The following is a 23523-nucleotide window of genomic DNA, read 5'->3' on the forward strand; positions in this document are numbered from 1 at the left end:
CACCTGGAGACGGCCGCCGAGACACTCGCGGATCTGCGGCGCGTGACCCTGCGCGCGCGCTTTGGCGAAACCTCCAACGGAGTTCGGCGTAGGCGTGAATTGGGCGTGCGCGCGGGGGCCCAACGCCGAGTTTTGGGCTTCTGTTTCCCCCCGTGTTCGGGGTACCTTCCGACGATGCAGCGTACGCTTTCGATGCGACCCATGGTCGTCATCGCCGCGGCGAGCCTCGCCCTCCTGGTTTCGGCCTGTGGAGACGACGGTGGCAACGACGATGGCAATGACGAAGCTGAAGACACGGCCGGTGAGGACGGCGGCTCCGCGGACTGGACCTTTGGGCCCATCTACGGCGTCAACAACAACGACGACGACGACCTCGACGGCAAGCGGGACTGGTTGACGCCGCCCTTCGACGCCGACACCGATCTGATGCCGCTGACCATCACGGCCGATCAGGTCGCGGGCTTCTCCGACGGCGACAGCGTGCGGCTGACCCTCAGCGGCGACGCCGACCTGATGCGCATGTGGCACAACGGCGCCCACGTCCTCGGCAGCGGCGCGGCCGAGCCCATCCTCGAGTACACCTTCACGCCCAGCGGCGAGGAGACCCTGTGGGTCGAGTTTGGTGAGTTCCTGGCCCGCGGCTCCGTCGTCATCGACCACGTCTCCGGTGGCGAGGCCGTCGAGTCCGACACCATCGAGCTCGTCAGCTCGCCGGCGATCATGAACCACCACCTGATGCCCGCCGAGCACCTGTGGATCGTTCAGACCAGCGACAACGCCGAGTACGTCATGGACTACCTCGAGGCCCTGACCTCGGACGTGAGCCTGGTCCAGGGCGTCATGTACCAGCAAGACCGCTGGATCCAGGACGAGATCGAGTTCGCGACCTCGACGGACGCCGCCGGCGGCCGCCTCGACACGGTCATCGACTCGATCCGTGACCGCGGCCTCGACAACTTCCCCGAGGACGAGTTCGGCCCGCAAACCGACTGGTTCATCGGCACCTGGGGCAGCCCGACCAACGCGACGACCTTCGACGCCTTCGGCAACCTCGACGCCAGCCCGCCGGCGCCCGGCTTCCCCTTCGGCCGCATCTACTACGGCCTCGAGAACGGCCAGGGCCTCGACAGCGCGCTCGCGACCTTCCTCGACGAGCAGACCCTCCAGCAGCCCTTCCCGCTGGACTCCATCTGGCTGTGCGTCGGCCACGTCGACGAGTTCTCGAGCTTCGTCCCCGACCCGACCGCGCCCAAGGGCTACCGCCTGCTGCTGGCCGACACCGCCTCGGGCCTCGAGCTGCTCGACAGCATCGACCCGGGCCACCCGACCAACCGCTACAACAGCGCCTACGGCTACGCGACCGCCGGCGACATCGCGGCCGACGCGGCCCTGCGCGCCTACAACGAGGACATCCAGGTCAACGAGCTCGACGGCATCCGCGAGGCCTTCAAGTCGGCGCTCAGCCTGACCGACGAGGAGATCATCGAGGTCCCGACCATCTTCCAGGCCGAGGGCAACTGCGGCGCTGGGGCGATGACCACCGGCACGGTCAACCTCATCGTCGCCAACATCGACGGCAAGGGCATCAAGCTGATGGTCCCCGATCCCTTCTTCCGCAACGACGCCGAGGGCCCGGAGTCGGACCCCTGGGCCCAGGACTTCGAGGCGCGCATGCCCGACGGCCTCGACGTCGTGTGGACCGACGACTGGTTCAGCTACCACCTGCTGCTCGGCGAGGTGCACTGCGGCACCAACGTGACCCGGACCCCCCAAGCCGACTGGACCGTCGACGGCGCTGAGCTGCTCGGCCTGGAAGGAGCGAACTGATGCGCAACCTGATCACCCAGACCATCCTGTCCAAGACCTTCGGCGCCTCGCTCATGACCCTGGCCGCCCTCGGTCTGGCCTCTGCCTGTGACACCGGCGAGGAGACGACGGAGCGCTCGAGCCAGTACGCCCCGGCGACCCCCTCGAAGTCCCAGGCCGAGCAAGCCAGCGCGGAGTTCGAGATCCCCGCCGAGGTGCTCGAGGCCGTCAACGCCGAGGCCCCCGCCGCCCCCGCCAGCCAGCCCGCCGCGTTCGCCGGTGACTGGCAGGCCCAGCTCGGCGCCGAGGTCAGCCGCATCCAGGGTGAGGCCCCCGACTGGTTCGACGCGCTCATGAGCGCCGAGGCCAAGCCCTCCCGCGCCGGCATGCTGCGCTTCGTCGCGCCGGAGTTCCAGGACCCCAACGCCGCCGTGGTCTTGCTCCACCGCTACGTCAACGGCGACGACGCGGCCCCGGTCAAGGCCGCGCTCATGGACGCGCTGCAGCGCACCAAGGGCGACTACGCCCTGCCCGTCAGCGAGCTGTTCGCCGCCGCCGAGCCCGAGGTCCGCGTGGCCATGGTCAACAGCATGCGCCGCGCCGAGGGTGAGCACGCCTTCGCCACCTTGGCCCAGGGCCTCGCCGACGCCGACGTCGGAGTCCGCATCGCCGCCGCCGACACCCTCGCCATGCACGAGGGCGGGGCGACCCTCGGCGACGAGCTGATCGCTGCCCTTGGTGACAGCGAGCTTCGCGTCCAGGCCGCCGCCGCCAAGGCCATCGGCTATCTGAAGGTCGGCAGCGCCAGCGACCTCGCGCCGCTGCTCGGCTCCGAGGACGCCGACGTTCGTCTGCGCGCGCTCCAGGCCATGGAGCGCGTCGAGCCTGGCGCCGCGGTGGGCATGACCCAGTTCGCTACCCTGCTCGAGGACGCCGATCCCACGGTCGCTCGCGCGGCCAAGCGCATCGCCCAGTAGGTCGCTGCTCCGATCGACCTGATCCAAAGACGAAGGGCGCCCCGAGCGGGGCGCCCTTCTCTTTTGGTTTCGCTTTGGTTTCACCCCAGAGCCGGCGCGCGCGACGGGCCGGGCGATCGGGGCCCGGGTGATCCCCCACCCGACTCCGCGCACACGCAGCGGGCTTGCCCTCGGGCGCGGGGGCGAGCGAGGTGCTACCCTCGCGCCATGCCGGCCACCTTGGGACTGAGCCTCACGGCGACTCTGGCGTCCACCCTCATGCTCGGCCCGCCGAGTCTGCCCGAAGAGGCTGCGCCCGCGCCGGCTCCGGCAGCGGAGCCCGCCAGCCCCGACGTGGACGCGCCGATCGTGGTCGTCACCGCGCCGCCTGATCCTGCCCCCGAGCCCGCGCCCATCGTCGTGGTCACGGCTCCGCCGGCGCCCGCCCCCGAGCCTCCGGCGGCCCAGTGGGGCCCCAGCGCAGACACGGCGCGCAGCCAGCCCGTCGCGCCTCCGCCCCTGCCTGCGCCGGTCCCCGCCGCCATGCCCCGCCGACCCCTGCCCGGCATCGGCCTGATGATCAGCGGCGCCGCCCTGTTCACCGCGGGCCTGAGCGTGCGCATCGGTCGGGTCGACATGGCCATGACCTACTGCGACGGAGCCCGGCGCGACGCAGACAGCTCGGTGACCGAGTGCTTCGACTACTACGACCCGCCCTACGTCGACGGCGGGGACTTCCAGATCGGCATGCTCTACGGCTCGAGCATGGTCCTGACCATGATCGGCTCTGGGGCCCTCGGCCAGCGCCAGGCCTGGGACAGCACCTTCGGCGGCGCCCGGCTGCGCAACCCCAACTCGCGCTACGTCGCCGGGGCGGTGTTCACCGGCCTGGGCATCGCGTCCATCGCCAGCCACTTCGCCCTCGTCTACACCGACGCCAAGAGCCCGTGCACCACCTACGAGTGCAACGTGCAGCGGCGCGCGGCCTGGATCGCCGCGTCCGACGTGGGCGCCTTTGGCCTCAACGTCGGCTTCGCCAACTTCGCGTGGGCCGGCAACTACAAGCGCAACCTGGCTCGCTACCGCAAGTTCCAGCAGATGCAGGTCGCGGTCTCCCCCGCGGGCGCCCCCGGCAGCGTCGGGGCGAGCATCTCCGGGCGCTTCTAGTCGGCTCGCCGCTCACGACGGCAGCGCGCCCACAGCCACAACCCCGTCGCGCCCAGAAACAGCGCCCACGGCGGGCCTGACGGTTCATCGGCGACTCGACACCCGCCAGAGCCGTCCGCGGCGGGCGTCGAGTCTCGTCCGCCCGCCAAGAGCGTCAGCCTTCGAGGGGGCACGTGCCGTCGAGCACGGCGAGCAGCGCTTCGAGGGTCGGCGTGCCTTCGTCGAGGCCTCGGGCGAGCACGCGCCCGGACGGCCCGAGCACCCAGACGCCGCGCTCGACGGGATCCCGAGCCTCCCCGCGCAGACCCAGGGCCGCGCGCAGGTGCCCGCTGGTGTCCCCGACCACGGGCACCTGCACGCCCGCCGACTCGGCCCAGCGCAGCGCCCCCGCGACGGCCAGCGGCCGCGCGACGAGCACGTTGGCCCCGCGCCGCTCGAGCTCGGGCAGCGCCGCCAAGGTGGCCTCGAGCCACGCGATGACCTTGCGGTGCTCGGCCCCGCCGAGCCAGATCAAGACCACCGGCCCGGCGCCGAGCAGCTCCTCGACGCGCAGGTCCCCGTCGGCCGTGGGCAGCTCGAGGCCCGGCGCCGCCTCGGTCAGCGAGTCCCCAGGACCCAGCGCGTCGGGAAAGCGCGGGTCCACGCTCGGGTCGGGGCACGGACTCGCCTCGACCTCGGCGAGCTCCGCCGGCTGTGCGCGCGTCGGCTCCTCGCTGCCCGAGTCGACGGCCTTCGGCGCGCAGCCAAGGACCAGGCCGACCACCAACGCGACGCGCCCCCGAGCGCCCAGGGGGCTCGAGCATGCGCGTCGACGCAGCGCGGTTGAGGGGCGCACCGACACAGCTTAGCCGACGCCCCCGGGTCCGCGGCCCTCAGTTACACAGGTTGAAGTTCTCGCTGACGTAGTAGCCCGGGATGTCCGGGTTGAAGTCGGCCGGATCGCTCAGGTCGACCTCGTCCGCGGGCACCTTGTCGGCCTCGGGGATGGTGTCGTCGACGATCACCAGCTTGTGCATCATGCCCAGCTCCTCGTGGGTGGTGATGTGGCAGTGCAGCAAGATGCCGCCGACGAAGTCGTCGACGCGCATGCGCACCCGGACCGAGCCGCCGTTGCCGAGCACCGGGACCACGTCCTGCCAGCGCGCCGGGCTCTCGGGCATGCCGTTGATCTCGAGCACCTGGAAGGCGTTGGTGTGGATGTGGAAAGGATGCGCGCCCATGCCCGCGTTGTTGGTGATCTCCCAGTCGACCACGTCCCCGCGCTGGAGGATGTAGTTGTAGCAGCTGGGGTCGTAGGCGTCGCCCGAGATGGTGAACACCCCGGGCTCCATGCCGTTCTCGAAGCTGATCGAGTAGACCTCGTCCGGCGTCTCGGCGCTGGTGTCGGGCAGGATGTAGTCGGGCTCGGGCAGGTCCGAGGGCAGGCCCATGTCGACGGCCTCGCCCTCGACGATGAGCGTCGCCAAGACCTGCGACTCGGGCTCCATGCCCGGCATCGGCATGCCCATGGGCGAGCTGAGCAGGTAGGTGCCCGGCGCCCCCGCCTGGATCAGCACGTCGGCGCGGTCGCCCGGGGCCATCTGCAGGGCGCCGACGGTGTCCATGGCGTCGTAGGTGATGCCGTCCTCGGCGATGACGTGGAGGTCGTGGGCGTCGAGCTCGACGTTCATGATCGAGGCCGTCGTCGAGTTGAGCAGGCGCCAGCGCTGGACCTCACCCGGGGCCATGCGGATGATCGGGTTGACCTTGCCGCTGACCGGGAACAGCTGCTGGGTGATGTCGAACAGGTCCGCCGCGGTCTGGGCGTCGAGGTTGGGCTCGGGCACCTCGCCGGCGTCGTTGAGGCCCAGCTCCTGGATGATCATGATCTTTTCCTCGGCCGCCGCGACCTCGGGGACCTCGTCGAGGTCGCCCTCGACGACGATCATCCCGGACATGCCGCCGTAGAACTGGATCAGCAACGAGCCGTGCTTGTGGCCGTGGTACCAGTGCGAGCCCGGGTTGTGGTTGGCCGGCACGTCCATGGCGATGGGCACCGTCACCCCCGGGTTGATCACCCGCAGCACGTTGTCGGCGTTGCCCGTGGGCTCGACGTGGAAGCCGTGCAGGTGGAAGTTGGTCGAGTTGAGCCGGTGCGGCCAGTTGTGGTTCTCGACCGGCGTGTCCGCGTCGGCGTTCTCCGGCAGGCTGTTGATGAAGTCCAGGTCGATCATGTCGCTGGGCGACAGGCGCAGCGTGGGCCCCGGGACCGAGCCGTTGTAGGTCCGCGTGTAGATGTCGAGGGTCGTGACCTCGCCGCCCTCGGTGGGGTTGATGACCACGGTGTTGTCGGCGTAGAGCACCTCCATCGCGCCCATGAGCACGCCGCCCTCGGACACGATCTCGGGCGGGTTCTCGAACTCCGGCGAGGGATCCTCGGGCTCGCCCGTGGTCTCCGACTCGGCGTCCGTCTCGGTCTCGGTCTCCGTCGCGTCGGTGGTGTCGGTGGTGTCCGTGGTGTCCGTGGTCGTGTCCGCCGTGTCGCCCGTCGACTCGCCGACCTCGTCGTCCTCCCCGCCGTCGTCGGCGCAGGCGTTGAGGCCCACGAGGGGCAAGCTGACGACCGCGAGCGCGGCCAGGGCGGTGCGGGCCTGGGCCCCAAAAATCAATCCATCGTGGTGCATCATGGAGTCCTTCGCTTTCATTGCCCAGATCGCAGGCAAAATCACCATACCCTGAATGCGACAGCCACAAACACGCGGCCTTCGCATGCAACAAATCGCGTGACTGCGGAGATCGCACTGGCGCCGAGGCCCACCTCGTGGGTTGCTCGACATACCTGTAAACCTCGCCAGTACCAGCTTCAGGACGGTTTGTCGTCTGGCGCAGCGATCGCCTGTTCGCTTGGACGCTCGGCCTCGACAATGCGCGGATTCGCGAACTCGAGGCGGCGGCGCATCACCGCAATCGCCTCGGGGTTGGCGTCGATCAATGTGCAATTCCGACCGAGCTTGGCGCAGGCCTCCCCCGTGGTGCCGCTGCCGGCGAAGAAGTCGAGGACCCGGTCCCCGGGGCGAGAGTGCACCTTGACGATGCGCTCGAGGATCCCGAGGGGCTTTTGGGTGGGGTAGCCCGTGCGCTCCTTGCCCTTGGTCGGGACGATCGTATGCCACCACACGTCCGTCGGGGTCTTGCCCCGCGCCGCCTTCTCGGCGCTGACCAGCCCCGGCGCCATGTAGGGGATGCGATCCATGGCCTCGAACTCGAAGGTGTAGTTCTTGGGGTCGCGGGCGTACCAGAAGATGGTGTCGTGCTTGGACGACCAGCGCTTTTTACTGCGCGCGCCGTAGTCGTAGGCCCAGATCAGCTCGTTCATGAAGCTCGCCCGACCGAAGATGTCGTCGAGCAGGACCTTGCAGTAGTGCGCCTCGCGGTAGTCGATGTGCAGGAAGAAGGAGCCCGTGGGCGCGAGCAGGCGGTGGGCCTCGACCAGTCGCGGCTCGAGGAACTCGAGGAAGTCGTCGAAGCTGTCGCTGAAGCTGCGCGTGCCGACCTTGATGGTCCGGTAGCGCTTGCCGCCGAAGCCCCGACGATCGCCCTCGGCGTCCCCGACCATGCGCGTGCGCGTCCGGCTCTGGCGCCTGCCGGTGTTGAAGGGCGGGTCGATGTAGATCAGGTCGAAGCTGCCGTCGGGCTGCGCGGCGAGGAGCTCGAGGTTGTTGCCCTCGAAGATCTCGACGCGCGGGGCGGGGGCTGCTTCTTCGGTGGGCGCCGAGACTTCGGCGGGGGTCGCTTCCTCGACGGGGCCCGCTGGTTGTGCGGAGGCCACCACCTCCACGGGCGCCGACCGCCGTGCGGGGGCCGCTTCCTCGGCGGTGGACTGGGCCGGGTCTGCATCCGCCGCACTCGGGGCGGGATCGACGGGCTCGCTCACAGCGCTCGATGCTACACGAGAGCGTCCATCCGGGAAGGGCCGCCCCAAACCGGACCGGGGGCACGGCTTGCGTCCGCCGCCCATCGGCGCGACCGTACGCCCCATGCGGAAGCCCCCGCGCCCCCTCTCGCTCCCCGTCCTCGCGCTCTTCGGCGTGTTGGCCACGGCCGCCGGCTGCCCCCAGGGCGAGGCCCCGGACGACTGCCCACCGCCCCAAACCAAGCCGGACAGCATGCCCGCGGCCGACGAAGCACCCCCGGCTCAGCCCGGGCCAGGTCCGGCGGAGGGCACCCTGCCCGTCGCCGAGGCGGCCACGACCATCCCCCTCGTCGCCGACGACGGCCACGCCCTGAACCTGTGGAGCCTCGGGCCCGCGGACCCCAGCCAGGCCCGCGGCGCCGTCGTGCTCGTCCACGGCCGGACCTGGAGCAGCGTCCCCGACTTCGATCTGCGCGTCGACGGGGACCCCCGTCTGTCCCTCGCCCACAACCTCGCCGCGGCCGGCTACGTCGTCTACGCCGTCGACCTGCGCGGCTACGGCGAGAGCGAGCGCGACGCGACGGGCTGGCTCGACCCCGAGCGCGCCGCCGACGATCTGCACGCCGCCATGAAGCTCGTCGCCGAGCGCGAGGGCAAGGCGCCGGACCTGCTCGGCTGGTCCATGGGCGCCCTCGTCAGCCACCTCGATCTCCTCCGCCACCCCGAGGACGCCCGCAAGCTCGTGCTCTACGGCTACCCCCGAGACGTCGACGCCCGCTACCCGCCGAGCGACGCCGACGCCGAGCCCGAGCGCGCGCCCACGACCCAGGAAGCCGCGCGCAGCGACTTCATCACCAAGGGCTCGATCTCCGAGGCCGCGATCACGGCCTACGTCGACGCCAGCTTGGCCGCCGACCCCGTGCGCGCCGACTGGCGCCACTTCGAGCAGCTCCACGCCCTCGACCCCGCCGCGCTGGTCCACCCCACCCTGGTCATCCACGGCGCGGGCGACCCCATCGCCAAGCCCCTGTTCCAGGCCAAGCTGTTCACGCGCCTGACCGTCCCCGAGCGCGCCTGGGTGGTCCTCCCGGACACGGACCACGCCGCCCACCTCGAGCGCCCCGAGGCCTTCGTCGCGGCCGTGCTCGGCTTCCTGCAGCCTCCGCCCTGAACCGGGCGAGCCCCCTGCCCGCTCAGCGCTCCCAGTCGGTCGGCGGCCACGCCAGGGCCATGGTCTGGCCGTAGGGGAGCGCCCGCCACTCGCCCTGGAGCCGACGCATGCGCTCGACCACGCCAGCCACGAACGCGGACGTGATCGCTTCGTCCCCGGCCAGCTCGACGTAGCGCTGGGCCGGGAGGCTGCCCCCGACCACGGCCTGCATCGGTCCGACCAGGGCCTCGACGCGCTGCAAGGACGCGGGCGCCCCGGCCCAGCCCGCGTCGGCGAGGCGCTCGAGGGCCACGCCGCGGGCCAGCAAGCCGTAGAAGCCGCCGTCGAGGCGCGCCTGGGCCTCGACGGCGTAGTGGGTCAGATCGTGGACCAGCAGGCTGCGGGTCTCGAGCTCGGCCGCCTCGACGCTGCCGTCGGCGCGCGCGGCCTCGAAGCGGTGGCGGTGGTCGCTGAGCTTGGTCAGGCGGATATGCATGGGTCTGAGTCGCAGCCTAGCCCAAGGCGCCGAGCGGCGCAGCGCTCGGACAATTAAATACCGATCCGAATAAAATCAACTTGACCGCCCGCGCAGCCTCCCTAATATGTTCACATCGGTACAAAAATGACGATGATGACGCCCAAACACTGGAACCGGGTCCTGATCGCCGCGATCGCCCTGCTCACCACCTGGCTCCTCGTGCTGCTCACGCCGGTCCACGACCTGCTCCGGCTGACCGGGCTGTTCAACTCCAGCGTGCCCGCCGAGTCCATCAACCCGCCGGTCGACCCCGACACGGGCTACTACCTCGAGGAGCTCGGCGAGGGCGCGTGGTTCGTGAGCGGGTGGAGCCACAACGCGATGTTCGTGGTCACCGACGAGAGCGTGGTCGTCCTCGACGCCCCGCCCTCCCTCGGCGAGGCCTACGTCGACGCCATCCGGGAGGTCACGGACAAGCCCGTCAGCCACCTGATCTACTCCCACGCGCACACCGACCACATCGGCCGGGCGGACCTCTTCCCCGAGGCGACCGTCGTCGCCCACGCGCTCACGGCCGAGGCCCTCGAAGCGCGCAAAGACCCCCGGCGCCGCGCCCCAGACATCACCTTCGAAGGTCGCCACAGCCTCACGGTCGGCGGCGTGAGCATCGAGCTCGCCTACCACGGGCCCGCCCACGGCCCCGGGAACATCGCCGTCTACCTGCCCCAGCAAAAGGTCCTGAGCATGATCGACGTCGCCTTCCCCAAGTGGGTCCCGGTCCACGAGTTCGCCATCGCCGAGGACATCGACGCCTACTTCGCGGTCTACGACCACCTCCTCGCCTACGACTTCGACCACTTCGTCGGCGGCCACGCGAACGTCGGAGACCGCCAGGACGTCCAGGACCAGCTCGACTACGCCCTCGACGTCCGCGAGTCGGCCCGCGCGGCCGCTGGCAACGCGCCCGTCCAGGACATCGGCAAGATCCTCGCGTGGACGCCAAACCCCTACGTGACCGCGAACTTCGGCTTCGAGCGCATGACCGCCGAGTGCGAGGCGCCCGTCGTGGACCGCTGGGACGACCGCCTGGGCGGAGTCGACGTGTTCACCCACAGCCACTGCCGGCGGATGGTCTTCCAGGCCATCACCGAATAGCCCCCGCTCAGGGCTCGAGGCGGATCAGGAAGCGGTCCGCCCCCTCGCCGTCCTCCGTCGCCTGGCCATCGATCACCAGGGCCCCCGAGGCGTCGTAGCCCACGGGCGCCGCCGTGCCGCAGGTCCCGACGCGGTGGCCCCGGATGCCCTCCCCCGCCCCATCGAGCTCGAGCACGAGGGGCTGAAAGGCGCAGTCGTGGCTCGGGAAGCCGTCCATGGACACGAGCACGAAGCCCCCGTTCGGGCTCGCAACAATGCCCGAGGGCCACTGGACAAGCCCGCAGCCCGGCGCCTCGGTACACAGCTCCCCAGGCGCGATGGCGTAGCGCGCGTAGTCTCGCTCCCAGGTCGTGCTGCCATCGACCATGTCGACGCCGCGCAGGTACAGGCGACCGCCCACCGCCCACGCGATGGCCCCCTGCCCGTCCGCGTTCGCGGCGAGGATCGGAACAGAGGCCCGCTCGAGCTCCTCCACGGGCGCCTCGAAGGTCCAGCGCAGCGCACCGTCGGCCGCGTGCACGTCGAGCATGCCGCGGCCTCGCCCCCAAGCCACGCCGCCATCGGGGAGGGGCTGGACGGACATCCAGCCCGAGATGAGGTCGGTGTTCGGCGTCGGCCGCTCCACGATGATCGCCGGGTCCTCGTCCAGCGAGCTCAGCCGATAGAGGCGCTCGCTCGCCCCGCCTTCGGTGCGCAGCGTGAACCATAGCCCGGGCTCGCCCTCGGCAGCGGCGACCAGGTCCAGGTCCTGAGCCCCCGGCGGAAAGCTCCAGGCGCTGCCCGCCGTGATCGCCCCGGTCTCGGCGTCGATCTGCACCAAGCTCGCCGCCTCGAGTTCGATGTCCAGGGTGCCCTCCGCGCCCGGCGGGTGGCCTGCGTCGACGCCCCACAGCTGCCCCTGGCCGTCGACACGGATCCGCTCCGCTGGCGAGCTCCACTGCGCCGCGATGTCCCCGTCGACCCGCAGCGTTCGCGCCTCGCTCGGGTCCGTGGAGCCCACGGCCTCGAACATCCCGAACCATTCCGAGAGCGCGCTGCTCGGGTGGTCGCTGCCAAAGTCGACGAGGTAGCCGCCCTGGGGATGCAGGCTCAGCCCCGCGTGAGCCGGCGGTACCAGGCGCGACTCCGCCGGCGCCCAAGCAGCCATCGCGGCCGTCCACTGCGTATCGCACACGACCTCGAAGTCCTGCGGGCTCAGGCCCGAGGCCGCCTCCAGCTCGATGCCGTGGTCGAAGTCGTCGCAGCGCGGCGGGCCCTCGTCCGGGGCGCAGGCCGAGATGCACGTGAGCGCCCCGAGCCCGAGGGCGGCGCCGAAATGTCGCGCTCGATCGCCAAAGGCCGACGAGATGGCAGCCAAAAAAGAGCGCTGAGACGAGGTCGAGGCCCGCGGGTTCATGACTTCGAGCATGCCCGTGAAGCTCGAGCTCGACACTCCGCAACTCGCCCCCAATCGTCCCAGGGGATCCCCCCGAACGCCCGGGGTGTTCCCCAATCCCCGGCGCGACGAAGCGGTACAGTCCAGCCATGAAACACCTGACCCTCGCCAACGGCGATCGCATGCCCGCCCTGGGCCTCGGCACCTGGAAGTCCTCCCCCGGCGAGGTCGGTGCCGCGGTCGAGACCGCCATCGAGCTCGGCTACCGGCACATCGACTGCGCCGCCATCTACGGCAACGAGGCCGAGATCGGCGAGGCCATCGCGCGCTGCGTCGCCAAGGGCACCGTGACCCGCGACCAGCTGTGGATCACCTCGAAGCTGTGGAACGACTGCCACGCCCCGGAGCACGTCGGGCCGGCCCTCGACGCGACCCTCGAGCGCCTCGGCCTCGAGCACCTCGACCTCTACCTCATCCACTGGCCCGTCGCCCACGTCCACGGGGCCGTCCTCCCCAAGCAGACTTCCGACTTCGTCAGCCTCGACGACCTGCCCATCTCCGCGACCTGGGCCGCCCTCGAGGCCTGCGTCGACGCCGGCAAGACCCGACACATCGGCGTGTCGAACTTCAGCGCGGCCAAGCTCGCCAGCGTGTGCGAGGGCGCGCGCGTCCAGCCCGCCTGCAACCAGGTCGAGCTCCACCCCTACCTGCAACAGCGCGCCCTCGTCGACGCCTGCGCCCAGCGCGGGGTGCTCGTCACCGCCTACTCGCCCCTGGGCTCGAGGGACCGCGCCGCCAGCTTCAAGGCCGCGGACGAGCCGGTCCTGCTCGAAGACCCGAGCATCGCCGCGATCGCCGAGCGCCTCGGGTGCAGCCCCGCGCAGGTGCTGATCGCCTGGGCCATCGATCGCGGGACCAGCGTCATCCCCAAGTCCGTCAACCCGCAGCGGCTGGCTCAGAACCTCGCATCTGCGTCCATTGAGCTCGACGCAGACGCACGCCAATTAATCCTCACACTCGACCGCGAGCGTCGATACATTGACGGAACATTTTGGACACCCCCGGGCAGCCCCTACAGCCTGGCCACACTCTGGGATGAGTGATCTCCGGGCGGCCTTCGAGCCGCCCGCAACGCTCGCAAAGGTTCAGGCGCCGATTCACAAATCGGCGCCTGAACTCGTTCTAGACCGCGCATATTGCTCCCTCTCCGTTCGGAGAGTTGGCCTCTGATCCCGACCCGCGATCAGTCTCCCCACCTCCTGCCCAGCTCCACTCCAAGCCTCCCCGCCGGCTCGACGACCTGACAGCGGCGTGTTAGTCCACAGCACACTGTCCACATTGATGTGAGGCAGTTCGATGCCACGACACACTGTGGCGAAAGAGCCGTAATCATGAACAACAACACCGAGAACACCCAGACCCAAACTCAAAACGTCAGCCCGACCGGCCTCGAGTTCGAGCTCGTCGACATGGGCCCCGGCTACAAGCCCGAGTCCGCCGCCGCCACCTGCCTGTCCTGCTACTGCGGCAGCGGCTGCCTGTGCGGCTCCATCGGCTCCAAGCTGGGCGGCTGAGCTGACCTGAAGGCTCGCGGACACCATGGCACGCCTGTCGTCGGATCTTCCTTGCCTCGGCGTCGGACTCGGCTTCCGGCGTGAGCTTCGCGAGCCTATCTTCGAGCACATCGAGGCCATCGATGTGCTCGAGATCGTCGCCGATCACTTCTTCAACTATGTCCCCGAGGGGCAGACGCCCGCCGTCGAGCTGGCCGAGAAATTCCCCCTGCTGCCCCACGGCCTCGAGCTCAACATCGGAGCCCACGGCGACTTCGACCCGCGCAACGTCGAGGAGGCCGTATCCCTGACCGAGGCCGTCTCGGCGCCCTGGTACAGCGACCACCTATGTTTCACCCAGGCCCAGGGCCTGGAGATCGGTCAGCTGACGCCCCTGCCCCACACCCGCGCGACCGTCGAGCGCTGCGTGGCCAAGGCCCGCGCCTTCCAGGATCAGCTCGGCGTGCCCTTCTTGCTCGAGAACATCACCCGGGCCTTCCCGCTGCCCGGCGAGATGGACGAGGTCAGCTTCGTGCGCGCGGTCATCGAGGGGGCCGACTGCGGCCTGCTCCTCGACCTGACCAACCTGTTCATCAACGCGCACAACTTCGAGTACGACGCCTACGCCTACCTCGACGAGCTGCCCCTCGAGCGGGTCGTGCAGATCCACCTCGCCGGCTCGGTCCGTCGCGGCGAGCGCTGGATGGACTCGCACAGCCACTCCATCGAGGAGCACCCCGAGGTCTGGGAGCTGCTCGACTACGTCGCCCAGCGCACGCGCATCGGCGCGGTGATCATCGAGCGCGACCAGAACTACCCCGACGACTTCGGCGAGCTGCTCGCGGACATCCGCACGGCCCAGTCGATCCTCGGCAAGCCCGGCTCCCTGTCCCGACCAGGCCTCGAGGCCCCGGGCGCCCACCGCCACTGAGCCCCCTCGATCGCCCATGACCAGCACCATCGACACCCCCGCCTTCCAGCGGGCCATCGCCGAGCTGTCCGTGATCCCGGCGGCCATCGAGCTGCTCCGCGACGACCCCGAGGCCTTCCGCGCGCGCTACGAGCTCGACGCCGCCCAGGTCCAGGCCCTGGTCGACGCGGGCCTCGAGCGCTTCCTCGAGTTCGCCGAGGACCTGCTCTACAAGCGGCTGACGCTGATCCAAAAATTCTCGCCGGCCCTGATCGAGCTGCTCATGCGGCGCGACGACTTCGGCCCGCTGTTCCGCGAATTCGCCCGCCTGCACCCCTCGCGCAACGTCGCCGAGGTGCCCCACAAGGTCGTGCGCGACTGCCAGTGGTTCCACGCCCACGTCGGCGCCTGGGCCGAGGCGCGCGACGACGCCGGGCCCCACCTCGCGCCCGTGTTGGCCTTTGAGCGGGTCCAGGGCGAGCTCCTCGCCGACGAGCAGGCGGCGGCCTCGGCCCGCGCCTGCGCCGAGCGGAACCTGCGGCTGGCCCATGCCCTCGGCGCCGACGAGGGCATCGTGCCCGCGCTGCGCCCGGTGCTCGGCCAGCACCACCGCTTCGTCACCTTCCCCTGCGACATCGTCGACCTCGTGCGCCGCGTGACCGAGAAGCTCGAGCTCCCCGAGCAGCCCGCCCCCCCGCCGACGACCCTGATGGTCGCGCGCGAGCCCGGGCGTCGCTCGATCCGCTACATCCGGGTCAACGAGCGCACCCGCTGGCTGCTCGAGCGCTGCGACGGCGAGCGCAACGTGGCCGAGCTCGTCCGCGACTTTCGCCAGACCTGGTCCCCCCAGCTCCCCGACGCCGCGGTCTTCGACGGCGTGTGGCGCCTGCTCTCGGGCGTGCGCGCCATGGACATGCTGAGCTTCGAGATTCCGCCCGCCGCGCCCGTCGGCGCCCCCAACTGACCTCTCCCCCAACGACCCCCAGGAGTTCCCCGTGCGAATTTGTGCGCTGATCAAGTACCCCCCCATCCAAGGCGGCGTCTCGTCCCGGAGCTTCTGGCTGGCCCGCGGCCTCGCCGAGCTCGGCCACGAGGTCACCGTCGTCACCCACGCCGACCTGGTCGAGGACCAGTACCGCATCGAGCTCCTCGACGACGACATGAGCTGGCTCGAGTACGAGGCCCAAAGCGGCGGACGGGTGCGCCTGGTTCAGCCCCAGCGAGACACCCGCCGCTACACCCACATCCCCCAGGGGCGGATGTTCACCGAGCGCCTGGCCTCGCTGGCCACCCAGGCCGTGCGCCAGTACGACTGCGAGCTCATCTACAGCTACTACTTCCAGCCCTACGGCGTCGCGGCGCACATGGCCTCGCTGTGGACGGGCGTGCCCTACACGGTCCAGCACGCCGGCAGCGACCTGGGTCGGCTGATGATCCAGCCCGACGTGCACCTGGCCTACCGCGAGCTCATCACCCGCGCCGACGCGGTGCTGACCCCCTCGCCGCGCTGCTTCATGGCCATGGGCGTGAAGCGAGAGGCCATCTACAACCCGCAGAAATTCACCCTGCCCACGGAGCGCTTTTGTCCCGAGACCGAGCCCCTCGACATGCGGGCGCACATCGCCGCCGTCGCCGAGCGCCGCCGCGGCGAGGACATCGGGCCGGCCGCGGAACGCTTCGACCCGAGCCTGCCCACCGTCGGCATCTACGGCAAGCTGGGCGAGGCCAAGGGCTCCTTCGACCTGCTCCACGCCCTCGCGGCCCTGCGCGAAGACGGCCTGAAGTTCAACTTCATCGCCATGACCCGCGGCCGCGAGCTGCCCCGCTACCGCGCCCTCGTTCGCAGCCTCGGGCTCGATGAGTGCACCTGGGTGCTGCCCTTCATCCCCCACCACAAGGTCCCCGCGTTCATCCGCGCCTGCACTGCGGTCACCTTCCTCGAGCGCGACTTCCCCATCGTCTTCCACACGCCGACCATCCCCACGGAGATCCTCGCCTGCGGCGCGTGCCTGATCGTCTCGCGCGAGATCGCCAACAAGCAGGCCTACCGCGAGGACCTGCGCCACGGCGAGAACGTGCTCATCGTCGAGGACCCCAAGGACCACGCCGAGCTCGCGGGCGCCCTGCGGTCCGTGCTGACGGAGCCGGGCCGCGCCCAGGCCATCGCCGAAGCCGGGCGCAGCATCGAGCTGGGCCTCGAGCCCCTGCGCCCCTACGCCGAGGGCTTCGTCCGGGTGTTCGAGGACGTGCTGAAGCGGCGCCAGGGTCACCCCAACGCGATCCCGGCCGCCGAGCGCAACGTCCCCGAAGACCGGGCGGCGATGCTGAAGGACTTCGCCCACACGCTGTGGGTGGCCTACGGCGACGCGGTCATGGACCCGGCCCGCGACGCCTACCTGGCCGCTCACCCCGAGGAGCTGGCCACGCCCCAGCGCGACGCCCTGCGCTTTTGCGAGTACCTGCGCGAGCACCCCGTCGAGACCGCCGGGTCGACGCCCGACAGCTGGGCCGACACCTTGCGCGCGACCGAGGGCGTCGCGTGGATGGGCGTGCTCGAGGACGACGACCTGCTCGTCGGTCCCTTCGGGCGCCGCGACTGCGTCACCCTCCAGGACAAGCGCTGGCTCGACGCGGCCCCGCTGCGCACGCGCTGGGTCCGGGTCGAGCGCTTCACCGCCCTGCCCGCCAGCTTGCCCTGGGCTCAAGACGGCTGCAGCCCCGAGCAGCCGGTGACCCTCGCCTTCCACAAGCAGGCCAACATGCGCGGCAACGTGTTCGCCATGAACCCCCAGAGCCGCAACCTGCTCGAGCTGTGCGACGGCGCGCGCACGACCCGGGCCATCATTCAACAGCTCGCCGAGCGCACCGGTCAGCCGCCTCAGGCCGTGCTCGAGGTCCTCGCGCGCACGCTGATGTGGTGGTACACGCGCGGGCTGATCTCCTTCGTCGACGCGCCCGCGGGCTGACCATGTGCGGCATCGCTGGAGTCATCGAGGCGGGCCCTTCGGGCCCCGACGGCGGCAGCGCGCTCGCCGTGGTCGAGGCCATGGTCCGCGCCCTGCATCACCGCGGCCCCGACGGCGCGGGCGTGGTCCCCTGCCCGCGCGCGGGCGCGGTGCTCGGCTCGACGCGCCTGGCCCTGCTCGACGACGCCGGCGGCTCGCAGCCGTGGCGCTTCGACCCGGGCGACGACGCGAGCCCCGTGCTCGCCTTCAACGGCGAGCTCTACAACCACCCCGAGCTCGCCGCGGCGCTGACCCGAGCCGGCAGCCCGGCGCCGCGCTCGAGCTGCGACACGGAGACCCTCGCCCGGGGCTGGCGGGCCCTCGGCTCCTCGCTGTGGGCCCAGCTCGACGGGATGTTCGCGGCGGCGATCGTCGACGGGGACGAGCTCGTGCTCGCCCGCGATCCCCACGGCCAAAAGCCCGTGTTCCTGTGGCGGGAGCCCGAGGGCCGGGCGCTGGTGTTCGCCTCCGAGCTCGGGGCGCTGCTCGCCGAGCCCCGCGTCCGTCGACGCCTCGATCCGGCGGTCCTCGTCGAGCTCGGCGCGATCGGCTTTCCCCTCGGCGACGACGCCCTGCTCGCGGGCGTCGTCAGCCTGCCCCCGGGCCACGAGCTGCGCGTGCGCGTCGGCGAGGACGGGCGCCTGCGCGAGACGCTGTTCGACTTCCGGGGAGCGCCGGCCCCGCGCGCCGAGCCGCCCCTGCCCGACCCTCGAGCCGCGGCCGCGCGCGTCGACGACCCCGTCGACGCCCTCGTCGCCAGCTTGCCCGGCGTCGTCGCCAGCCACGCCCGCGCCGATCATCCCGTCGGCCTGTTCCTGTCCGGCGGCCTCGACAGCGGCCTGCTCGCGGCCTTGCTCGTCGAGCACGCCCAGGGCCCCGTGCACACCTTCACCCTCGCCGACGACCCCGAGCACCCGGACCTCGAGGCCGCCCGGACGCTCGCGGCCAAGCTCGGCACGGTCCACCACGAGCGCATCGTGAGCGCCGACGAGGTCGAGGCCGCGTGGCCTCTCGCCGTCGCCATCCAGGGGCTGCCCGCCGCGCCCACCGTCGCCGAGCTCGGCGGGGCCTGGGCGCGCCAGTGGGTCAAGGCCGCGCTCGTCGGCGACGGAGCCGACGAGCTGTTCGCCGGCTACCGCTACCACCAAGTCCCCCATCGGACCATCGGCTCCATGGCCGCCGGCTACAACCGCATGGTCCGCCAGGGCGCCGTACCCAAGGGCGCCGGCGATCGCCTGCGCGCCCAATTCCAGGCCTTCAAGGACGCCGAGGCCGAGGGTCCCCTGGGGACCCCGACGGCGCTCATGCGCCTGTTCGCCGAGGACCGCCTGGTCGTCAACCACCTGCGGCGCTGGGACCACGGCGCCCTCGCCCACGGCCTCGAGGTGCGCCTGCCCTACCTCGCGCGCCCGATCACCGCCGTCGCCGAGCGCCTGCCCTGGTCCGCGCTGGTCCGCGACGCGCAGGGGCGCCCGATCCCCGGCAAGGCGCCCCTGCGCGCGGCGGCTCGCCGCCTGCTGCCCGAGTCGCTGTCGCGCGACCTGACCGAGCGGGCCAAGATCGCCGCGCCCTCGGCCCTGGCCAAGGTTCGCGCCGAGCTCAACGCCCGCTGCCGCGCGTGGATGCCCGCCGGACACCGCGAGGGTCACCCCCTCGCCGCCTGCGCCCTCGACGAGGTCAGCTTGGTGTCCATCGATCTGTTCGCCGCGCTCTACCTCCTCGACGCGAGCGCGCTCGGCGTGCCTGCGGACGCCCTGCCCGTCGCCCGCGCCCGCGAGCTGAGCGTCGCCCAGCTCTACGCGCGCCACGGCGAGGCCCTCGACGCCTACTGGCGGGGCCTCGAGCTCGCGTCTCCCCAGCCCTCACCCAAGACCGCCGTGAAGCCTCAACCCAAGTCCAAGCCCGCCGACCTCAGCGCCCTCCTCCACGATCGCTGGACCCGGGGCGCCGACCGCTACGCCGACGCGGCCCTCGAGCTCGAGACCTACACGGCCAGCAACGCCCTGCTCGCCGAGCTCGCCGACCTGCGCCCCGGCATGCGCGTGATCGATCTGGCCTGTGGCACGGGCGCGACCTCGCGGGCCGCGTTCGAGCGTCAGCCCGAGCTCGCCAAGGTCTACGCCGTGGACTGGTCGGCGCAGATGCTCGACGAGGCGCGCCGCGTGCTCGAGGGCTCGCCGGTCCACTTCGCCCAAGCCCCCGCCGGGGCCCTCGCGCCCGCCTTGCTGCCCGTGCTCGGGGAGCAGCGCATCGATCGCGTGCTCTGCAACGCGGCGCTGTTTCAGTTCCCCGACTACGCGGGCGTGCTCGCCGACCTCCGCCAGCTGCTCGCGCCCGGGGGGACCCTGGCCTTCACCGTGCCCGAGCCGACCCAAGGCAAGGCCATCGCCGAGGTCCTCGCGCGCCACGACCTCTACCCGCTGCGCGGGGCCAAGACTTCGGGGTTCCGTCCGAGCCCCCGCCAGGGACCGCCCGGCCGCCCCGGCGCGCGCCGAGGTCCGCCGCCCCAGCCCAGCTTCGAGCAGCGCGTCGCCGCCACCGAGGCCGCCGGCTGGACCCTCGTCCACAGCCAGGTCCGCGCCGTGTCCATGGCCGCCGAGGAGCACGTGCGCTGGCTGCTGCTGCCCATGTTCCGCCACCCGAGCTGGGCGCAGGTCCCCGACGAGGAGCTGCGGCCCCGGTTGATCGAGGCCCTGCGGAGCGAGGGCGAGCGCTACCCCGTGGCCTGGCGCGCCGTCGTCGTCGCGCCAGGCTGAGGGCGCTCAGAGCGTGAGCGGCGGGATCGAGATCGTGGGCACGGGCACGGCCGCGGGGTCGTAGGTCAGGAAGTGAGTGTAGGGCGCCCACTGGAAGTAGCTGTAGGTCGACCCCGAGCCGAGCTGCGTGCAGGTCGGCTTGACGATGCCGCCGCAGGACACCGAGCTTCCCAAGCTGGGGTCGCGGACGTAGTTGACGCAGTCGGCTCCGCCCGCGTACCAGACCGCCTCGTAGCCGCTCTCGGCCGTCGCGCTCAGGTTGAGCTCGGGGTCGTTGATCGCCATGCGATCGGCGACCCCGATGAGCGTGCCCTCCTTGGTGTGGGAGACCCCGTCGCCGCAGTAGTCGGCCCGAACCATGCGCACCGTCGTCTCGAAGTTGATCAAGCTCGCCGAGGGGTAGGTGCTCGTCCCCATGGAGTCGGGCCAGTAGCCCCAGGTCCCGGCCTTCCCCGCGGCTCCAGCCACGCAGCCGATGTAGAGGGCGTCGGGGTGCTGCGAGACCTGCCCCGTGTCCGGCCCGTCCTCCGCCACGAGGACGTCCTCGTAGATCACCGCGGCGGTGTTGTAGAGCGTGGCCCCCTGGGGCTTGGCGCAGGTCGGGAACCAGCCGACATCGTCGGGATCGAAGCTGCCGTCCTTCTCGAACCAAAAGGTGTACAGCGGCACGCCCCCGACCCCGGCGTAGGCCTTCTCCCAGGCCTCCTCCGAGCTGCCCTGGGGATCGGGTTGGCCCCCGCCCATGGGCAGGTTGCTCCACCCCACCGTCAAGCGCAGCTCGACCAAGGCGAAGCGCTCACCGTTCTCCCACACCTCGGTGGCGACGACGCCCTGAAGATTGCTCTGCCAATCATCGAGGGCAGCGCCATCGATCTTCACCGTCCAGGTCGAGTCGTGAAAGTCCGAGTGGCGCAGGTTGGGTCCCCCGCCGGCCACGGCTCCGACGAGCATGTGCTCGGCCGTGCCCAGGCTGGCGACGTCGACCTGCACGTGCTCGGGGGTGTCGTGTTGCTCCCAGCTCATGTTCTGCTGGAAGGCCCCGGTCTCGACGCTGACCAGGCGCACGCCCTTGGGCGGCAGCGGAGCCGTCGGGCTGGTGATCATGGTCGAGAACTCCCACCCGCCGCTGTGGTTGGTGTTGAGCCGGCGGCCCGAGGTCGGGTCGACGTTCACGTCGAGGTCGGGGAAGGGGTTGTAGATCCCGGTGCGGAAGTCGTGGCCCGCGGCGTCGAGCTCCAGGTCCGCGTCCAAGTCCGCGCCCTCTTCGAGGTCGCAGGCGGAGGCGAGCAGCAGCGCGCCGACGCAGGCCAGGCCGCGAGCAGTGAGGGACAGACGGTTCGGGTGCTGGAGTCGCGTGGTCATGGCCAAGTCCTCTTGCCTTCGCTCGGTTAGTCCGGGCGCTGCGCAAAAGGATCGCGGCGCTCGAAGTTTTTTTCGCCCATCCACCGGCGGAGCTCCGCCCCCTCCGCGGCGTAGGCGGGGCCCAGGGCCTCGTAGACCGCCAGCGCGGCGTGAGCCTCCTCCGCGCCTGCGCTTCCGCCCTCGACGGCTGCGCGCGCCCGCGCCAGGCCAAAGCGCGCGCGCGCCAGATCCGGGTCGTCCTCGTCCCGACGCGCTCGGAGCGTGACCACGGCGTCGCCGTAGGCTCGGCGCGCCGCGGGGCCGTCCCCCTCGAGCTCGGCGAGCTCGGCCGTCATCAGCCACAGCTGAGCAAACAGCGGGCTGGAGTCTGGCACCGCCCCGCTCAGGGTCTCCCGCGCCCGCGCGAGCAAGCTGGCGGCGGCCTCGCGGTCTCCACGGGCCAGCTCGACCCGGGCCAGGCACGCGAGCGCGGCGGCGAGCTCGACCGCGCTCGACTCGGGGTTGGCCTCGCGCAGATCGAGGGCCTCGCGGGCGCGGGCGCGGGCCTCGTCGACGAGCGCGCCCGAGTCCCCCGCCCCGCTCACCTGCTCGCTGGCCTCGAGCAGGGCGACGGCCAGGCCCTGGTTGGCCCAGGCCTGGCGCGAGACCTGGTCGGCGAAGACTTCGCGCGCGATCTCGACGGCCTCCCGGTGGCTGGTGAGCCCCTCGTCGACCCGCCCCAGGCCGATGAGCGCGTCGCCGTGGGCGTGGCGCAAGCCGACGCTGAAGAAATTTTTGGTCGCCTCGTTGGTGAGCGCGCGCCGACCAAAGGCCTCGGCCTCGGCGTAGCGCCGGCGGCGATTGGCGAGCTTGGCCGACAGGGTCAGCTCCGGGTTGAGCACGGGGTTGTCTTCGCCCCGGACCGCCTCCTCCACGCGCAGCGCCTCGCCGACCACCCGCGTCGCCTCGTCGACGGACCCGGCGTTGGACAGGGTGTTGGCGAGGATGTACAGCAGCGTGGCGCGCATCGGGTGCTCGGACCCGTAGAGGCGCTCGACCTCGGCCAGGGCCCGGCGCTGACTCGCGATGGCCTCGTCGAAGCGGTGGTGCTCGGCCTCGAGCTGGGCGAGGTTCGAGCGGGTGAACACGGCCTCGATGGAGTCGCCCTCGTCGGCGATCGCGGCGAGGGCCCGCCCGTAGAGCGCCCGGGCCTCGTCGTCGCTGCCGCGGGTGTCGAGGAGGGTCCCGGCGTTGTTGAGGTAGAGCCACGCCAGCGGGGTCTGCCCGCCGCTGCGCTCGAGCAGCGCGCCGCCGTAGCTCGCGTCGACCAGGGCCTCGTCGAGGCGAAACTGCATGGTCCCGCGCACGTGCAGGCGCCGGGCCGCCGCCTCGGTCGCGACCTCGGTGTGCCCGACGGCCAGCGCGAGCTCGAGGGCCCGGCTCAGCCCCGCGTCGGCCTCCTCGGCGCTCCACGACTCCTGGGCGAGGGTCCCCCGGGCGAGCTCGACCTCGGCGAGCAGCACCGTCTCGCCCGCCTCGCTCAGGGCCTCGGCCTGCTCGAGGGCCGCGGCGATCAGGGTCTGGGCCTCGGCGTGGCGGCCCGTCGTGTACAGGACGCGGGCTCGCGCGACGCGCTCGCGCTCCCGGGCCATGGTCGCCCGCGCCTGGGGGTCGATGGGCTCGGGCAGGGCCGCCGAGAGCCGGGCCTCGTCGACGCAAGCGCTCAGCCGCGGGAGCTTGGCGACGGCGTCGATGGCCCCCTCGACCGCGCCCGCGTCGGCGCCCTCGAGCACCTCGAGCAGGGCGTCCAGGCTGTCGCGGCCCTCGGCCAGGCAGGCCGTCGCGCGATCGAAGAGGGTCGTCGACAGGCGCCCGTCGTGGTGCGCCCGGCAGCTCGCCTGGCTGCGCTCGATCCACTCCCCCGCGTAGCCGCGCAGGCGCGGCTCGACGCGCGCCCAGGTGTCCCCGGCGTAGGGCAG

The 23523-nt window shown here is 71.6% G+C and carries 18 protein-coding genes; 11 read left to right on the forward strand and 7 right to left on the reverse strand.

What is annotated here, in order from left to right:
* Positions 1–174 precede the first annotated feature (174 nt).
* The 3 genes from PPSIR1_RS32050 to PPSIR1_RS44425 all read left to right on the forward strand — a co-directional run bounded on the left by PPSIR1_RS32050 (position 175) and on the right by PPSIR1_RS44425 (position 3929).
* Positions 175–1827 (forward strand): protein-arginine deiminase family protein, encoded by a 1653-nt coding sequence (locus PPSIR1_RS32050; protein WP_086001889.1) that lies wholly within the window; start codon positions 175–177, stop codon positions 1825–1827.
* A complete protein-coding gene (locus PPSIR1_RS32055; RefSeq protein WP_006975394.1) occupies positions 1827–2783 on the forward strand; it encodes a HEAT repeat domain-containing protein in 957 nt (318 codons plus the stop codon). The genes PPSIR1_RS32050 and PPSIR1_RS32055 overlap by 1 nt, the downstream gene beginning before the upstream one ends.
* 207 nt (positions 2784–2990) lie before the next feature.
* Positions 2991–3929: a hypothetical protein gene (locus tag PPSIR1_RS44425; protein ID WP_006975395.1), complete on the forward strand. Its 939-nt coding sequence runs from the start codon at positions 2991–2993 to the stop codon at positions 3927–3929.
* Between the two features lie 154 nt (positions 3930–4083).
* On the opposite strand, the gene PPSIR1_RS32065 is transcribed toward PPSIR1_RS44425, so the two are convergent.
* From PPSIR1_RS32065 to PPSIR1_RS32075, 3 genes are all read right to left on the reverse strand, one after another.
* On the reverse strand, positions 4084–4764 hold the full coding sequence (locus tag PPSIR1_RS32065) for a redoxin domain-containing protein (protein WP_157596188.1): 681 nt from the start codon (positions 4762–4764) through the stop codon (positions 4084–4086).
* A 37-nt stretch (positions 4765–4801) separates the two neighbouring features.
* Positions 4802–6613 carry a multicopper oxidase family protein gene (locus PPSIR1_RS32070; protein WP_006975397.1) on the reverse strand — a complete coding sequence of 604 codons (1812 nt, stop codon included), beginning with the start codon at positions 6611–6613 and terminating at the stop codon, positions 4802–4804.
* A gap of 158 nt (positions 6614–6771) precedes the next feature.
* Positions 6772–7641 (reverse strand): DNA-methyltransferase, encoded by an 870-nt coding sequence (locus tag PPSIR1_RS32075; protein WP_045117186.1) that lies wholly within the window; start codon positions 7639–7641, stop codon positions 6772–6774.
* A gap of 304 nt (positions 7642–7945) precedes the next feature.
* Here PPSIR1_RS32075 and PPSIR1_RS32080 point away from each other — a divergent pair, with 304 nt between their 5' ends.
* On the forward strand, positions 7946–8992 hold the full coding sequence (locus PPSIR1_RS32080) for an alpha/beta hydrolase (RefSeq protein ID WP_006975399.1): 1047 nt from the start codon (positions 7946–7948) through the stop codon (positions 8990–8992).
* 22 nt (positions 8993–9014) lie between these two features.
* On the opposite strand, the gene PPSIR1_RS32085 is transcribed toward PPSIR1_RS32080, so the two are convergent.
* The gene (locus PPSIR1_RS32085) at positions 9015–9467 is read right to left on the reverse strand and encodes a hypothetical protein (RefSeq protein WP_006975400.1); all 453 of its coding nucleotides are present in this window, start codon (positions 9465–9467) and stop codon (positions 9015–9017) included.
* Between the two features lie 132 nt (positions 9468–9599).
* On the opposite strand from PPSIR1_RS32085, the gene PPSIR1_RS32090 reads away from it, so the two are divergent.
* Positions 9600–10604, forward strand: a complete 1005-nt coding sequence (locus tag PPSIR1_RS32090; RefSeq protein WP_157596189.1) for an MBL fold metallo-hydrolase — start codon at positions 9600–9602, stop codon at positions 10602–10604.
* 7 nt (positions 10605–10611) lie between these two features.
* On the opposite strand, the gene PPSIR1_RS32095 is transcribed toward PPSIR1_RS32090, so the two are convergent.
* Positions 10612–12036 (reverse strand): hypothetical protein, encoded by a 1425-nt coding sequence (locus tag PPSIR1_RS32095; RefSeq protein ID WP_006975402.1) that lies wholly within the window; start codon positions 12034–12036, stop codon positions 10612–10614.
* A 92-nt stretch (positions 12037–12128) separates the two neighbouring features.
* Between PPSIR1_RS32095 and PPSIR1_RS32100 the strand changes: the two genes are divergently transcribed.
* The 6 genes from PPSIR1_RS32100 (at position 12129) to PPSIR1_RS44430 (ending at position 20203) form a co-directional block, all read left to right on the forward strand.
* A complete protein-coding gene (locus PPSIR1_RS32100) occupies positions 12129–13082 on the forward strand; it encodes an aldo/keto reductase (protein ID WP_006975403.1) in 954 nt (317 codons plus the stop codon).
* Between the two features lie 288 nt (positions 13083–13370).
* Complete coding sequence (locus PPSIR1_RS32105) at positions 13371–13553, forward strand: hypothetical protein (protein ID WP_006975404.1); 183 nt, start codon at positions 13371–13373, stop codon at positions 13551–13553.
* A gap of 25 nt (positions 13554–13578) precedes the next feature.
* Positions 13579–14463, forward strand: a complete 885-nt coding sequence (locus PPSIR1_RS32110; protein ID WP_006975405.1) for an MbnB/TglH/ChrH family RiPP precursor modification enzyme — start codon at positions 13579–13581, stop codon at positions 14461–14463.
* 16 nt (positions 14464–14479) lie between these two features.
* Positions 14480–15406: a hypothetical protein gene (locus PPSIR1_RS32115; protein ID WP_006975406.1), complete on the forward strand. Its 927-nt coding sequence runs from the start codon at positions 14480–14482 to the stop codon at positions 15404–15406.
* Positions 15407–15437: 31 nt separating this feature from the next.
* On the forward strand, positions 15438–17408 hold the full coding sequence (locus PPSIR1_RS32120; RefSeq protein WP_006975407.1) for a PqqD family peptide modification chaperone: 1971 nt from the start codon (positions 15438–15440) through the stop codon (positions 17406–17408).
* Positions 17360–20203: an asparagine synthase-related protein gene (locus PPSIR1_RS44430; protein WP_157596190.1), complete on the forward strand. Its 2844-nt coding sequence runs from the start codon at positions 17360–17362 to the stop codon at positions 20201–20203. The genes PPSIR1_RS32120 and PPSIR1_RS44430 overlap by 49 nt, the downstream gene beginning before the upstream one ends.
* Positions 20204–20209: 6 nt before the next feature.
* Here PPSIR1_RS44430 and PPSIR1_RS32130 read toward each other — a convergent pair whose 3' ends face one another.
* Together PPSIR1_RS32130 and PPSIR1_RS32135 are read right to left on the reverse strand one after the other, a co-directional pair.
* Complete coding sequence (locus PPSIR1_RS32130; protein ID WP_045117182.1) at positions 20210–21565, reverse strand: ADYC domain-containing protein; 1356 nt, start codon at positions 21563–21565, stop codon at positions 20210–20212.
* A gap of 26 nt (positions 21566–21591) precedes the next feature.
* Positions 21592–23523, reverse strand: a 1932-nt coding sequence (locus PPSIR1_RS32135) for a tetratricopeptide repeat protein (protein WP_045117183.1), incomplete at its 5' end; no start/stop codon positions are given.

Origin of the sequence: Plesiocystis pacifica SIR-1 (genome assembly GCF_000170895.1) — a bacterium.
Classification (GTDB): Bacteria; Myxococcota_A; Polyangia; order Nannocystales; family Nannocystaceae; genus Plesiocystis; species Plesiocystis pacifica.

What these genes read in the sequence shown, in the direction of transcription:
- PPSIR1_RS32050 (WP_086001889.1), top strand. Translation starts at nt 175, where the DNA reads ATGCAGCGTACGCTTTCGATGCGACCCATGGTCGTCATCGCCGCGGCG.
- PPSIR1_RS32055 (WP_006975394.1), top strand. Translation starts at nt 1,827, where the DNA reads ATGCGCAACCTGATCACCCAGACCATCCTGTCCAAGACCTTCGGCGCC.
- PPSIR1_RS44425 (WP_006975395.1), top strand. Translation starts at nt 2,991, where the DNA reads ATGCCGGCCACCTTGGGACTGAGCCTCACGGCGACTCTGGCGTCCACC.
- PPSIR1_RS32070 (WP_006975397.1), bottom strand. Translation starts at nt 6,613, where the DNA reads ATGAAAGCGAAGGACTCCATGATGCACCACGATGGATTGATTTTTGGG.
- PPSIR1_RS32080 (WP_006975399.1), top strand. Translation starts at nt 7,946, where the DNA reads ATGCGGAAGCCCCCGCGCCCCCTCTCGCTCCCCGTCCTCGCGCTCTTC.
- PPSIR1_RS32085 (WP_006975400.1), bottom strand. Translation starts at nt 9,467, where the DNA reads ATGCATATCCGCCTGACCAAGCTCAGCGACCACCGCCACCGCTTCGAG.
- PPSIR1_RS32090 (WP_157596189.1), top strand. Translation starts at nt 9,600, where the DNA reads ATGATGACGCCCAAACACTGGAACCGGGTCCTGATCGCCGCGATCGCC.
- PPSIR1_RS32100 (WP_006975403.1), top strand. Translation starts at nt 12,129, where the DNA reads ATGAAACACCTGACCCTCGCCAACGGCGATCGCATGCCCGCCCTGGGC.
- PPSIR1_RS32105 (WP_006975404.1), top strand. Translation starts at nt 13,371, where the DNA reads ATGAACAACAACACCGAGAACACCCAGACCCAAACTCAAAACGTCAGC.
- PPSIR1_RS32110 (WP_006975405.1), top strand. Translation starts at nt 13,579, where the DNA reads ATGGCACGCCTGTCGTCGGATCTTCCTTGCCTCGGCGTCGGACTCGGC.
- PPSIR1_RS32115 (WP_006975406.1), top strand. Translation starts at nt 14,480, where the DNA reads ATGACCAGCACCATCGACACCCCCGCCTTCCAGCGGGCCATCGCCGAG.
- PPSIR1_RS32130 (WP_045117182.1), bottom strand. Translation starts at nt 21,565, where the DNA reads ATGACCACGCGACTCCAGCACCCGAACCGTCTGTCCCTCACTGCTCGC.